Source organism: Pseudomonas sp. GV105 (assembly GCF_003058185.1).
GTDB lineage: Bacteria > Pseudomonadota > Gammaproteobacteria > Pseudomonadales > Pseudomonadaceae > Aquipseudomonas > Aquipseudomonas veronii.
In genome coordinates this window covers 95,180-108,508 of the sequence record NZ_QBUF01000001.1, presented here as the reverse complement: position 1 = coordinate 108,508, position 13,329 = coordinate 95,180, and the positions used below count along the sequence as shown (strand labels likewise).

Annotated in this window: 15 protein-coding genes; 4 read left to right on the top strand and 11 right to left on the bottom strand. The window is 61.9% G+C overall.

The window, feature by feature from the left end; all coding sequences use genetic code 11:
- Positions 1-276: 276 nt before the first annotated feature.
- Positions 277-801 (top strand): DUF2867 domain-containing protein, encoded by a 525-nt coding sequence (locus tag C8K66_RS00495; RefSeq protein WP_057004031.1) that lies wholly within the window; start codon positions 277-279, stop codon positions 799-801.
- A gap of 24 nt (positions 802-825) precedes the next feature.
- On the opposite strand, the gene mbnC is transcribed toward C8K66_RS00495, so the two are convergent.
- From mbnC to pqqA, 10 genes are all read right to left on the bottom strand, one after another.
- On the bottom strand, positions 826-1,404 hold the full coding sequence (gene mbnC, locus C8K66_RS00490) for a methanobactin biosynthesis protein MbnC (RefSeq protein WP_108524015.1): 579 nt from the start codon (positions 1,402-1,404) through the stop codon (positions 826-828).
- Complete coding sequence (gene mbnB / locus C8K66_RS00485) at positions 1,401-2,213, bottom strand: methanobactin biosynthesis protein MbnB (protein ID WP_108524014.1); 813 nt, start codon at positions 2,211-2,213, stop codon at positions 1,401-1,403. The genes mbnC and mbnB overlap by 4 nt, the downstream gene beginning before the upstream one ends.
- A 62-nt stretch (positions 2,214-2,275) precedes the next feature.
- The gene (gene mbnA, locus C8K66_RS00480; protein WP_108524013.1) at positions 2,276-2,371 is read right to left on the bottom strand and encodes a methanobactin; all 96 of its coding nucleotides are present in this window, start codon (positions 2,369-2,371) and stop codon (positions 2,276-2,278) included.
- A gap of 140 nt (positions 2,372-2,511) precedes the next feature.
- Positions 2,512-3,648, bottom strand: coding sequence for a methanobactin export MATE transporter MbnM (locus tag C8K66_RS00475; protein ID WP_256590875.1), 1,137 nt, complete (start codon positions 3,646-3,648; stop codon positions 2,512-2,514).
- Complete coding sequence (locus C8K66_RS00470) at positions 3,645-4,517, bottom strand: MbnP family copper-binding protein (protein WP_108524012.1); 873 nt, start codon at positions 4,515-4,517, stop codon at positions 3,645-3,647. Before C8K66_RS00470 ends, C8K66_RS00475 begins: the two co-directional genes overlap by 4 nt.
- A 17-nt stretch (positions 4,518-4,534) precedes the next feature.
- Positions 4,535-6,673: a TonB-dependent hemoglobin/transferrin/lactoferrin family receptor gene (locus tag C8K66_RS00465; RefSeq protein WP_108524011.1), complete on the bottom strand. Its 2,139-nt coding sequence runs from the start codon at positions 6,671-6,673 to the stop codon at positions 4,535-4,537.
- Positions 6,674-6,745: 72 nt separating this feature from the next.
- A complete protein-coding gene (locus tag C8K66_RS00460; RefSeq protein ID WP_108524010.1) occupies positions 6,746-7,153 on the bottom strand; it encodes a DUF2946 family protein in 408 nt (135 codons plus the stop codon).
- Between the two features lie 691 nt (positions 7,154-7,844).
- Entirely contained in the window at positions 7,845-8,426 is a 582-nt protein-coding gene (locus C8K66_RS00455; protein ID WP_108524009.1) for a putative natural product biosynthesis protein, read from the bottom strand.
- Positions 8,427-8,635: 209 nt separating this feature from the next.
- Entirely contained in the window at positions 8,636-9,025 is a 390-nt protein-coding gene (locus C8K66_RS00450) for a DUF2946 domain-containing protein (RefSeq protein ID WP_108524008.1), read from the bottom strand.
- An 83-nt stretch (positions 9,026-9,108) separates the two neighbouring features.
- Entirely contained in the window at positions 9,109-9,180 is a 72-nt protein-coding gene (gene pqqA / locus C8K66_RS00445; RefSeq protein WP_108524256.1) for a pyrroloquinoline quinone precursor peptide PqqA, read from the bottom strand.
- A gap of 264 nt (positions 9,181-9,444) precedes the next feature.
- Here pqqA and C8K66_RS00440 point away from each other — a divergent pair, with 264 nt between their 5' ends.
- The gene (locus tag C8K66_RS00440) at positions 9,445-10,701 is read left to right on the top strand and encodes an OprD family porin (RefSeq protein WP_108524007.1); all 1,257 of its coding nucleotides are present in this window, start codon (positions 9,445-9,447) and stop codon (positions 10,699-10,701) included.
- A 111-nt stretch (positions 10,702-10,812) separates the two neighbouring features.
- On the opposite strand, the gene hpaA is transcribed toward C8K66_RS00440, so the two are convergent.
- Positions 10,813-11,703 carry a 4-hydroxyphenylacetate catabolism regulatory protein HpaA gene (hpaA, locus tag C8K66_RS00435; RefSeq protein WP_108524006.1) on the bottom strand — a complete coding sequence of 297 codons (891 nt, stop codon included), beginning with the start codon at positions 11,701-11,703 and terminating at the stop codon, positions 10,813-10,815.
- A 189-nt stretch (positions 11,704-11,892) separates the two neighbouring features.
- Here hpaA and C8K66_RS00430 point away from each other — a divergent pair, with 189 nt between their 5' ends.
- Entirely contained in the window at positions 11,893-12,558 is a 666-nt protein-coding gene (locus C8K66_RS00430; protein ID WP_108524005.1) for a fumarylacetoacetate hydrolase family protein, read from the top strand.
- Entirely contained in the window at positions 12,555-13,325 is a 771-nt protein-coding gene (locus C8K66_RS00425) for a fumarylacetoacetate hydrolase family protein (protein WP_108524004.1), read from the top strand. The genes C8K66_RS00430 and C8K66_RS00425 overlap by 4 nt, the downstream gene beginning before the upstream one ends.
- The last annotated feature ends 4 nt before the right edge of the window (positions 13,326-13,329 follow it).

Sequence of the window (13,329 nt, the reverse complement as noted above, 5' to 3'; positions counted from 1 at the left end):
TTACCACCGCGACCATTGCTGTGAACGGCTTCACCCGGCTCCCTCGGTCAGGGTGAACCCCTTGGCGCCTTCGGGCGCCTTTTTTGCGTTCAGTGGGCCGACAAAGCGCCTGGCCCCCTGGGTTTTTCATTGGTGCGCGACACTGAGCAATTAAAAAGCTTGAGGATGCCCTGCACTTTCTGGCCCACTTGATCCTGCGCTCGTGCGAACCCGGCACCTCGTGGAACCCAAAATGACAACGCCCTACCCACCCTACATGGCCTTCGGACACCCCTTATGAACGCCAGCGTCAGCCACTGCGCTCTTCCGCTCGACTCAAGTATTGCCCGCCATGCCACGGGTGCCAGTTTCATCGATTGCCAGAGCACCTTCGCCGATGACCGCGAGCGCAGCGCGTTGCGGCATGGGCTGCGGCTGATGGCCCGGACACCGGTCTGGATCGACCGATTGATGGCGCTGCGCAATCGACTGGTGCAGGTGTTTGGCCTCAAAGACCTCGGCAGGCTGACACGCATCGACCTTGAGCGTGCGGACGCCGACTATCGGCCCGGCGACCGAGTGGGGATTTTCACGCTGGTGTCGCAAACCCCCGACGAAGTGCTGCTGGTCGACCAGGATCGGCACCTGGATGTGTACCTGGCCATCAACCTTATGCCACTCGACGCGCAAGGGGCGCGCCGGGTGGTGCTCTCCACCGTGGTCCGGCCGCACAACTGGCTGGGCCGCCTGTATATGCTGCCGGTGGCGCCGTTCCATCGCTTTATCGCGCCACGCATGCTGGCCATGCTCAATCAGCGCTAGCGTGGCGTTCGGCGCGGGGCAGCCTCAACGAGGGAGATCGGTCCAGCCGGGAAATCCCTCTGCCAGGTTGCGACCAGTCACCGTGAAAAAACCGAAAGCCGCCGCAGGCGTCGGCAGCGGCTCGGACAGTTCAATCCGTTCGACCTCCCTGGCGCCTTCCAGGGACTGGGTTTTCCAGGCACAGACCAGGTCGGGCAGATCCGCGCCGGCCAGGATGATGCCGTTGCACTCGGAGCGATCACCGGTGGCCCAGCGCGCGGCCGAGGCCCCCATCAGGTTGTAGCGCAGGGTCGGCGTCAGTTGCTGCCGGAACGGCGATTGTTGCAGCCAGACATCGACCCACAGGTAATACGTCCAGTCGAGCGACAAGCGCTGCTCGGCGGCCCAGCTCATGAACGGACGGAATATCGCCAGCCCATCGGGCCCCGAGAGTTCCAGCAGGCCCGGGCAGATATCGAACAATGCGTGCCAATAGACCCGCAGGCTGCTGTCGATACGCACGAATGCGCGCGAGTCGCGAGGGTAGTCACCCTGGCGTTCAGGCACGCTCAAGGCGTCCAGCAGGTCCGAGTCGGTGCGGGCGAATAAACCCAGAGCGCTCATGACTGAAGCGCCTGTGCCGACGGCGCGAACACACCGCGCAGGCGCTGCAGGTCGGCAACGATCTCGTGCTCGTCAAAGCGCTGGTCTCGCTCGTAAGTCATGGTCGCGTGCGGCGTGTCGAACTGCGTTCGGTAACGCTGGAGAAAGCCCAGGGTGGCGTCGGACAGTGCCTGATCGTGAGTGTCGAGGATCAGGTGGGGTTGCAGGATCGACAGGTTGTAGCCTGCGGTGTGGAAGTGCGAGGACGATTCGATGATGCCCTCCCACGCCTCCAGCGGCACACCGCAGTTGAGGTGCGCGCAGACCGCGTTGGACGCGTCGAAGAGCACCCCGGCGCCAGTATCGCGGTAAAGCCGTTCATGAAAGGCCGGCGCATCGTGGCCGCCATCCATGATCGAGGGGTAGTTCTCCAGCAACAATTGGCAGCCCAGTGCCTGTTGCCACCAGTCGACCCGTTCGCGGACTCGCGAGTAATCGTTGATGTAGTCGATCTCTGCCAGGTGGTAGAGCTGGCGCCCATTGTGGCTGAAACGCGCCACATGGTCGGAGACATACAACGGCCGCAGTCGGTCGATCAGTCCACGCAAGCGATGGGCCAGGCGTTCAAGCGCCGGCGTGTCGTTTTCAATGAACTTGGAAAACATGATGTGAAAACCCACGGGGGCGGCAAAACCGTCCATGAGTGCTTCGATGGGTACGGCCAGGAAATTGTCGATCAGCAGCTCGACGTAGTCGATGTGCCTGCCGGCCAGCAGTTTTCGCACCAGCGGCGCGGTGTCGCCCAGGGTGTAGTTGAAGCCTATCAGCATGGTCTTGCACCTCCTTGATCAAGGCCCCCCACGGAGGCGCTGGCCCCCGTGGAGGGGATGCTTCAGTTCACGCCAACAGGGGCGCAGCACGAGGCACAGCAGGCACCGGCACGGCCGGCGATTTGCAGGGTGTGTTTCTTGGCGATTTTGATGCTCATGGGGTGTTGCTCCTTTTCAATGCGCGGACATCCGCGGTTTGGCGAATTCGCCGTTTATGTACAGCAGGGTTGTCGCCGCTTCGGTTTGACGGCGGGCAGCCTCCTTGCTCCCGAAGGGAACGTCCGTGGTTGGGCTCGGATCAATGCTTGTGCTTCCAGGGATCGCTGAAACGCGGGTCCTTGAGCAACGACTCATCGGTCAAGGACTTGAGGAATGCCAGCAAGTCCTGCTTTTCCTGCGAGCTGAGGTCGATCCTGGCAATCAACCCGCTCTTGTACGGATTCAGTCGCCCATCCCCCCGATTCGGGCCGCTCTCGATCACTCGACCACCGTCGGAGTACGCGTCGATCACCTGCTCCAGGGTGGCGATACTGCCGTCATGCATATACGGCCCGGTGACCTCGACATTGCGCAGGCTCGGCGCGCGAAACGCCCCCATGTCCTGGGGCTTGCCGCTGCTCTCGTAGAGCCCGCGATTGGGAAAGGGAAAACCGCCGGCACCGTCGATGTTGTAGAGCCCGGTGTTGTGAAACAGGGTGTCCACCACCCGGCTCTTGGCATGCACCACCTGATCGTTGAAGTTGAAACTGCCGTGACAGTGGTGACACTCGGCCCGCTCGCCAAAGAACAGCGTCATGCCGCGTTGCTCGGCCGCACTCAGGGCCGCCCTGCCCTGCAAGTAGCGGTCATAACGACTGTCCACTGACACGATGGAGCGCTGGAAGGCCGCGATGGCCTTGATCACCGTGGCCATGTTCAGTGGCTGCGCCTGGTCCGCGAAGGCTTCGCGGAAGAGCGGCGGGTACAACGGCTCGGCCCGCAAGCGATCAAGGATCTGCTGGCGATTGCCATCGTTAACGCCCATTTCGATCGGGTCATCGCCGAACAGCGGGATCTCCATCTGCCGCTCCAACGTCACCACCGCCGGCGCCGCCCAGTTGTAGGTGGCGTTCCAGGCGCTGTTGGCCAGCCCCGGCGCATTGCGGTGGGTCAACTGCCCGGTACCGCCCTCGGAAAGCGCCTTTACGTCAGTGAAGGCACGCTCCTGCTGGTGGCAGGAGGCGCAGGAGCGGTTACCGCCCGCGGACAACCGTGGGTCATAAAACAAGCGCCGGCCCAACTCGACTTTGACCGCCGACATCGGGTTGTCCTCTGGCACCCGCGGCGCCGGTACATGGGACGGCAACCCCCATGCCCAGTCCTGGGCCGCCACGGGCCACGCCAGCGCCCAGCTCAACAGCAGCCCCCCGGTCAGGCGCAAGGCCGTTCGCTTCATGGCCTGGCCCGCACTGAAAACGCGGGGGAATAACCGGGTTCAAGGGGTGAGCCGCTGCTCAACGACACGCCCAGGCGCTTGAACACCGCGACGCACTCAGGGTCGGTCGGCCCGCTCATGCAGCCCACAGCGGCGCCCTCGTCCACGGCCAGGCGACTGTCGCGCAACAACGCGGCCACATCCAGCACCACTGCTTGCGTCACCGGGTCAAACCCTTCGAAGCGCAAAGGAATACGGTTAGCCCGCTGACACGCCACCGTCTCGCCGGTCACCGGGTTGCCGCTACAGCCGGTGGAGCCAAGGTGCAGGTACCAGGTGTTGGCCCTTGAACCATCGGCTTTGCTGACCCCGCCTTCGGGGTCGACTTCAAGCTTGATGAACTTGCGCCCGGCCTGCCAGCTCCAGCCCATGGCCGCCAGGTCCAGCGGCGCGCCTTGCAACTCGGTGCTGGTGTGATTCAGGGACTGCGGAACGCCGAGGGTCACGCTCACGCCGCGGTAACGTCCGGCCGGTATGCTGCCGATGACCTGGGTGTTGGTCGCTGGCGTGCCGCCGACGCAATGAGCGCTACCGTCCTCAAAGTCGAGCAGCGCGACCTGGGTGTCCTGCCAGTCATTGACCTGCAAGCGCAGGGGTACCGGCTTGCCGGTGTCGTCGATCAAGGCGACGTCCTGCACATAGAACCGCGCATCGCGCAGCGACACGCGTTTCTGGTCGCGGCCCACAGGCCCAAAGACAGTGCCGCAGCGCACCGGCTGCTCGCCGGCCACCAGCGCAAAGTTCAGGCTCACCGGTTGTTCCGCGGGCGATTGAGTCGCACAGCCCGCCAGGCACGCCACAGTGGTCAGGCTTATGGATAATGAACGCATGATGAGGCTCCAGGGGATCAGAAACGTGCAGTCAAGGCGAGGTTCACGCTGCGGCCTTCCTCATAGGTGAACGTATTGGCCAAGGACTGCTGGTAGGTGCTGTAGACCTTGTCGAACAGGTTGCTAACCCCCAGGTCGACGCGGTACTGCTTGTACTCATAGGCCGCGCCGATGTCGTGGATCACATAGCCCTTGCGCCGCCGCAGTTCGGTGGCGTCATAGTCCTGGGCCCACACGTATTGGCCCTGGTAACTCAGCGACCAGTTGTCATCCACGCGGTACTGGCTGCCCAACACAAACTTGTCCGGCGGCGCATACAACTGGGCACCGGTCTCGGCGTTCCTGGAGCGCAACCGCGAATAGCCAGCGCCCAACGACAGGCGCTGCCAGCGATAGGTCAATTCAAACTCACCGCCATGGCGCTCGGCCTGCGCCACGTTGACTCGCTGAAAGACCATGCCGGTTCCGGCAAACGGCGCCTGACGGCTGTAAAAGCCGACCACTTGCTGATCGATCAGGTCGTCAACATCCTCGGTAAAGTAGGTGACCTTCGCCCGCAGGCTGTCGCCACCGGCCACAAGGTCGTCGAAGGCCAACGTCGCGCCCACTTCCTTTGTCTTACTGGTTTCCGGCTTGAGCCCAGGGTTCGGGCGGAAGTTGAACAGCGCACGCCGGGTGTTCAGGTTGCCGAACATCTCGGTCATGGTCGGCGCGCGGAAGGCCTCGCCATAGCTGACAAATACTCCCAGGAACTCCCAGGGCTGGTACTTCAAGGCGACTTTGGGCGAGAGCCGGTGGTGGCTGGAGTCCTCCTGGCCAGGAGACGTGAGGCGGTAGTCGTCGTGGCGCAGCGCCGCAATCAGGCTCCAGTCGTCCAGGAACGCCATTTCGTCCTGCAGAAAGCCGCCCAGGGCGCGCATCTGCCCATTGGGCAGGACGCTGTTGGACTGACCGTCGGAGGCGTTTTCATTGGTGTCGCGGTAGCCATCCACCCCATAGGTCAAACGATGGGACGACCAGGCCCCCGCATCGAAGCGACTGCTGTTCTGCAGGCTGGCCCCCAGAGTCTTGGTCCGGGTCGACGTGGTGGGTTGAGCGGGCACCGAGCGGCTGACGCCATCCAGAGTGAAGCGGGTCTGATAGAGCGCCAGTTTGCCGTCCAGCAGTCGCTGCTCGGCGTCCTGGAACGCCCAACTGGCGTTGTACTGCTCCTGCTCGCGCTGGAGCTTCTGCGAAAACGGAAACAGCAGGTTGCCACCAGGGTTGGTGGGGCCGACCATCTCATCCGAGAAGCGCTGGTAGCCCAGCTCGAAACGGTTCAATTCATTCGGCGAAAAGCTGGTTTTGAACAGGCCGCTCTTGAGTTGCCCATCGTTCGGATACTTCGCGTCATCGCCGCTCGCCCCGGTGTGAATCGTCCCGTAGTCGCGGTACGTGGCGCTGGCAAGCACATCGGCGCGCTCGCCGCGAGCAGCCACGGTCAGATTATTGGACAGTTCTTCGTTGGCACTGTGATAGCCGGCCTTGATCCGGCCTCCCAGGGTTTTGCCCGGTTCCAGAATATCCTCGACGCCCAGCGTCTCGATCGCCATCACCCCGCCCAGCCCGCCACTGCCGTAGGCGGCAGACATCGGGCCGCGCACCACGTCGATCTGCTTGATCAAGTCAGGATCGATCAGTAAGGGCGTATTCACGCCGCCATCATTGTTACGCCGTGCGCCATCTACCGTCAGGATGATCCTCGGCCCCTGCAGGCCACGGATCGCCGGGCTTTGCGCCGCCGCCCGGGGACCACCGCCGTAATTCACGTTGGGCAAGGCCCGCAACACCGTGGACAGCGTATTGGCTTGGGCATCCTCCAGTTGCTGGCGATCAATGGTCGACACCGACGCAGGTAGAGCAAAGCGACTGTTGGGGGTGCGGGTTGCGGTAATCGTCGTGCTATCGAGCTCGTAGGGCAGCGACGCGTCGTCATCGGTAATGGGCTGCGCATAAGCACCCGTGACAGACAAGGCGCATGCAACGGCCAATAGCGACAGCGCTAACCGATCGACGTCCGGCCCGCCCTTGATGCAAGGCAGGGTCTGAGGAAAACGGCGCGCAGTGTTCGGTTCGGCAACGCGCAAGGCGGCCGCGACCTGGGTCATAGCAGGCATGACAGGACTTCCAGAAATAATCAGGCAAAGCGCCGGGCCCCGAACACTCAGAGACGGCGTGGAAAGCGCAACTCAAGCGATGCTGGGAGGGGCCCGGGCCTGAGAAATCTCGAAAGTGGTGACAACAACCGGGTTGGTGTTCGCGATCGCGGCATAAAGGTATTGGCCGAGCACAAGCGCCGGCAGAACGGGAACCGCAGGCGTCAGGGCCAGTCCGCCGACAAAGGCACACAGAGCACAGCCGGGTGATGCGTCCGGGGCTTCCCTGTCATCCTGGCGCTGCCCGGTACGGGCCTTGAAGTCGGCAAGAGACAGGCTCTGCATGCCGTTGGCAGTGCAAAAGACTACCCGCTCGCCCGTTGAAACGGCGATTGGCACGGGCATGCTGGCCCAGGCCAGGGCTTGAAACAGGCACGCGAACAGGCAGACCAGAAGGCCGAGGGTGGGCCGAGCGTGCGGTGGGTGCCTGTTGGAAAGCATGCAAGAATCCCTGCAATTGTTATGTCGTCAGCAATGCCCGTGGACAGGACATATTCCGTGCTTCAACCGTTAATCTGCAGAGCCCGCAACCGTTGGTTGAGGCTCGAACGCACATTGAAGGAGCGCCAGGAACCTTGCGATTCCCGGCGCTCAGTAACGCGACCAAAACCCTGCCAAGGGAAAATGTCGTGTCGACGCAGAATCTAGCATGCCCGTGCGCGCCACCTGACCTGCGACAAACCACCACAGGCAGCGCCTCATTGCACAATCAAGAACCACGCCTTGGCGCTCTGCCCTCCTGACTGTGGCGGGCTGTCGCACCGGGCCTCCTCGCTCAACGCCAACAACCGCAGTGCCGAGCCCCATGAACCTGGCTCATGAACGCCAAACCGGCACGCGGGCGAGTGAGGACCGGATTTATCAGGCAAAAAAAAGCCCTCTGGGAAGAGGGCCTGGCAACCGGCACATGAACGGGTTCAAATGCCGCGCTTCGAGCTACCGTGGAAGTGTCTGCCTCCGCTCAAAGCCTGCACACTTTATGAGCACAGTCTCAGGGTAACAACTGCGACAATCGGCCACACCTCGTGCGCTGATCGGCACGATCCGCGGTGCTGGCGGCGCGACTGATCAATGCTGATCAGGCGTGGTGTTTTGTCGCAGCCCACTGGCGCCCTCCTGGGTCAACAGTGCGTCAAGGAATCGGCAGCCAGCGGCGAAATCCCACACCGCCCTTGCCGGTCAACGGGCACCAGGCAAAGTCCCAGGGCACGGGCGGAAACTCCTCCAGATCAGCTTCAAGCCCGGGCACCGGACGGGGTGCCTGCTTCCAATCGAACACCATTTGCGGCGCGCCCTGCCAGGCCAACACCAGCCCCCGAGCCTGGCTGTCATCGCTATTGATCCAGCGTGCCGCCGCAGCGCACATAAACGACTCGATGTGCTCTTCGTTGATCCGCGCCTGATACTTGGAGCCCAGGAGCCAGCGGCATACGCTCAGGTAATAGGTCCAGTTCAACGGCGGATGATTGCGATAGGCCCAGGTCATGAAACCACGAAATATATTCAGGCCATCGGGCGGATCGAGCTTGAGCAAGCCGGGACACACATCGAACAAGGTGTGCCAGTACGGCAGCAGTCGGGCATCCAGGTGTACGAAACTGCGCGCATTACCTGGGTAATCCGGAAACGGCAGCAAAAAGTCCGCTTGATTACGCAGACGCGAGGCTTTGCTGACCAACCGCGAAGCCCCCGATGGAACGGCTAGCGCGCACATGGCGACCTCCGGCCGATTGGCGCAGTCGCGAACTTTGCGTGTTTTTTTGCGTAAACGGCCGCAGCCAATCCTGGCAGTAGCCGGCGATTGAGACGTGCCAATACATGAGCCATTGTGTGCTCCTTCCCGTGTCACCTTTAACCGTGGAGCCCCCCGCAACGCCTGGCTGACCGGGGTCGACAGGCACAAGGGGGCTTAGACAAACGCGGTCATGCGCAAAGTGCGGGGGAGGCTCTGGGATTGGCCGAGGGCCAGGAATAACGCGGGGGTGCCTTGCAGCGCTGTTCGCGGTCAGGCCGGCGTACCTGCCCGATCCGCAGCATCCAGCTCAAACAAAACAGTAAGGCGATGCTCAAGGTCACAGCCGAGCAGATCGGACACGAAAAACTCCCGGCCCAGCCACTGGCGGACAGATCGGCGGGATCCGCTTTCGAAGCCGGTGCAGGGCTGCTCTGGGACGAGCAGAACTGCCCGCCTACGCCATTGAGCGCCAAGCCCATCGTCTGTCCGTGCGCCAAACCGCAGGCAAACACATTGAACAGGACGCAGAAATACAACGTCCAGGCAATGAGCGAGCGGTCTGAGCGGGTCAGTTTCATGGCGGCGACTTTACCACCGAACGGCCGGTCGATTGAAGCGCAACCCGGGACGGCAGTACATCGCCCCCATGCCTTCCAGGGCGTTATCGATTGGCGAAGTACATTGTCACTTCAAAACCAATGCGTACATCGGTATAGCTCGGTTTGGTCCACATGGGCACCTCCTCTTGGGGTCTATTGGGGTTTAACGCTGCGCTGCGCCATTACAGGCGAACGTCACCCGCCCCGCTTGACTGAGCGTGACAACGCTGCTTGTCATTTCGTGCCAATCAGGCCCGCTGAAAAATCATTAACTTCGAAACAAATTGGTAAAACCTGCGAATCGCGCTATCCGGATTAAAAATAACATGTTAACTATATTCTAGCCCCTGACCTAGCAGAGGGCCATACCAACAAAAACAACATAAGGAACGCCCCTCATGCATTCGTGCCTCTTTCGCACGGCGGCAAGCGCTGGCCTGTGCGCCGCGTTTACCCCTCTGGTTGCCCACGCCGATTTTTTCCAGGACAGCAAAGCCAATCTGGATCTGCGCAATTTCTACATGAACCGCGACTTTCGCCAGAGCAATGCACCGCAGAACAAGGCGGACGAATGGGCGCAGGGTTTTGTATTGCGCATGGAGTCGGGCTACACCGACGGCGTGGTCGGATTCGGCGTGGATGCCTTGGGAGAACTGGGGTTGAAACTCGACTCCAGCCGAGACCGGCGCGGCACCGGGCTGCTGCCGTCCGGCGCAGACGGCGAACCGGCTGATAGCTACAGCGAACTGGGCCTGACCGCCAAACTGCGGGTGTCAAAAACCGTGCTCAAACTGGGTACCTTGCAGCCGCTGTTACCCGTGGCTGCCTACAACGATACCCGGCTGCTGCCGTCGACCTATAACGGTGAACTGGTTACGTCGCAGGACATCGATGGGCTGACCCTGAACGTCGGTCGCCTGGAAAAACAGAACCTGCGCGACTCCTCCAACAACGAGTCAATGAGTTACGGCGGCGTCACCAGCAGCCACCTGGACCTGGCCGGGGGCACCTACGCGATCAATCCGCACCTGGCGGCGACGTATTACTACGCGCAAATGCAGGACATCTACCGTCAGAACTTCATCGGCCTGGTGCATGACCTGCCCCTTGCCGAAGGCGTGAACCTGCGCAGCGACCTGCGCTATTTCGACACTCGCGAGCAAGGCAGCGCGCGGCTGCGCAGCCCTTCGAGGGTTGACGGCGGGCGGATCGACAACCGCTTTTTCAACGGCATGTTCAGCCTGTCGGTGGGCGCGCACAAATTCGGCCTGGGCTATCAAAACCTCTCCGGCGACGGCGACTTTGCCTTCCCGGGCCAAGACCCGTATTCAGTCAATCTGGTGACCATCAATATCTTCACCAAGGCCAACACCGATGCCTGGCAGGCGCGCTACGACTATAACTTCGCAGCCCTCGGCGTACCCGGGCTGACGTTCATGACCCGCTATGTGGACGGCAGCCACGCGCAAACCGCCACCGTGCGTAATGGCCGCGAATGGGAGCGCGATACCGATCTGGTCTACACCGTTCAAAGCGGCCCGCTGAAGAACGTCAACGTGCGTCTGCGCAACGCCAGCCTGCGCTCAAGTAACGGCCTGACCAGCGACATTGACGAAAGCCGGATCATCGTCGGCTACAGCCTGGCCTTGTGGTGACCGCTGCGGTGTGAAATGTGCAATCGCTTCCCCGTAAAAGCCATTTTTCGGGGAAGTGACTGCAACCATCATGAGCGCACCGACGCCCATCGAGAACACACTATGGCGGCTTCACCGCAACCCCGATTGCCGCTGGCGGTATTCCCCCGGCGTCATCTGCGCGTAACGCTGGAAGAACCGGCTGAAATAGGCCGGGTCCTTGAAACCCAACTGGTAGCAGATTTCGTTGGCCGAACTGCCGGTGAACAACAACAGCCGCTTGGCCTCCTGCATGACCCGCTCGAGAATCAGCCGCTTCGACGGCAGATCGGCAATGCGTCGGCAGACGTCATTGAGCCGCGCCTCGGTGACGCCTACACCGTCGGCATAGCGCGACAGCGGCCAGTGCTGCAGGTAATGGTCCTCGATCAACGCGTTGAAGCGATGGAAGATCCGCAGGTCTTCATGGCGCGCCGGCCGGGCTTGCAGGGAGTTGGAGCAGAGCCGCAGCAAGCTGATCATGATCAAGCGGGTCAGGCTGTCCAGCGCCGCACTGCGCCCGGCCCCGGCGGCGTTGATTTCGTCGCTCAGCGCTTCGAACATAAACTCCAGCCGCCTGATTTCCCGTGGAAACTGCGCCAGTGCGACACAGGCCGCCGGCAACTGCGAACCGGGCACCAAGGTCGGATCGGCATCGATCAACCCCCAGACAAGCTGTTGACGCACCGTCAGCACATGCCCATCGGCGTCTGCCTCCGTGACAAAGGCGTGGGGCACCGTCGGCGGCGTCAGAAAGAACATCGGTCCCGACTCCAGATACTGCTGGTCATCCAGGTAAACACGCACCGCGCCGCTCTTCACGTAATGCACCTGGAAGAACCGGTCGTGCCGATGCACCGGCATGTTGCGGCCGAAAAACTCCGCCAGATTGCCGAGTTTGTCGTAGTGCACTTCGGCATCACTGTAGCGCTGGTCGTAGACCTGACCGATGTTGATATTGGGGATCGGTTTACGATCGATCATCGCGGATTTCTCTTTTTTATTGGGCTATCAACCAACCTGCAGAGGCCATCCTGCGCCGGATTTCAGCGGCTCGCCAGGCTCGAAAGAGTTTGCCACGCTTGACGATAGTTAACATCTTAATTATAACGTTAATAGGTTAACGAATATTCCTCGGAGCAGTCTCTGCCCCGCCACTGCCAGGAGAAAAGCATGAGCCGTGCTCTGCATGATGTTGCGAACGGCACCCTGTTCGGCGTTGCGCTGAACTATCAGGGGTTGCTGAACCAACGTATCGCCGAATTCGAGCAAGCGCCTTACCAGAAGCCGCCGCTCAAACCGGTGCTGTTCATCAAGACCCCCAACACCCGCAATGGCCATGACGGCAGCGTCGTGCAGCCCACCGGCGAACGCCTTCAGCCCGGCCCGGCGCTGGGCGTGGTGATCGGTAAAAGCGCCAGCCGCGTCAGCGTCGAGGACGCCATGGCGCATGTGGCCGGCTACACCATCGTCAATGAGTTCAGCCTGCCGGAAGACAGCTACTACCGCCCGGCGGTGAAAGCCAAATGTCGCGACGGGTTCTGCGCGCTGGGCCCGGAACTGGTGGGGCGCGACCAGATCGACAACCCCAACCAATTGAGCCTGAAACTGTTCGTCAACGGTGAGCTTCGCCAACAAAACTCGACCGCCAATTGGGTGCGCGATATTCCTCAACTGATCGCCGAAATCAGCGAGTTCATGACCCTGCACGAAGGCGATGTACTGATCACCGGCACGCCCGAAGGCCGTGTGGACGTGCAACCCGGCGATACCGTTGAAGTCGAGATCAGCGGCCTGGGCCGTCTGGTCAACCACATCAAGGCAGAGGAGCTGTCATGAAACACGCCCGTATTCGCTTTGAAGGCGCCGTGCATCAGGTTCTGGTCGAAGCCCAAAACGCCGTGCGCCTGGCCGACGGTCGCCTGCTCGCCGAAGACCAGGTCGAGTGGCTGCCACCGGCCACCGGCAGCATGTTCGCCCTCGGCCTGAACTACGCCGACCATGCCGCCGAACTGGCCTTCACGCCACCGACCGAGCCGCTGGCCTTCATCAAGTCGCGCGGCACCTACACCGGCCACAACCAAGTGACCTGGCGCCCGGACAATGTCGCCTACATGCACTACGAGTGCGAACTGGTCGCGGTGATCGGCAAGCCGGCGCGCAACGTCAAGCGCGCAGACGCCCTGGACTACTTGGCCGGTTACACGGTGTGCAACGACTACGCGATCCGCGACTACCTGGAAAACTACTACCGCCCCAACCTGCGGGTGAAGAACCGCGACGCGACCACGCCGGTAGGCCCGTGGATCGTCGACGTCGCCGATGTGCCGGACCCGAGCAACCTGAAACTGCGCACCTGGATCAACGGCGAGCTGCGCCAGGAAGGCAGCACAAAAGACATGATTTTCGACATCCCGTACCTGATCGAATACCTGTCCAGCTTCATGACCCTGCAACCCGGCGACATGATCGCCACCGGCACGCCGGAAGGCCTGGCCGACGTGGTGCCGGGCGATGAAGTCATCGTGGAAGTCGAAGGCGTGGGGCGCCTGGTCAATCGAATTGTCAGCGAGGCGCAATTCTTCAGCGCCGGTAAAGAGGCTTGAGCAG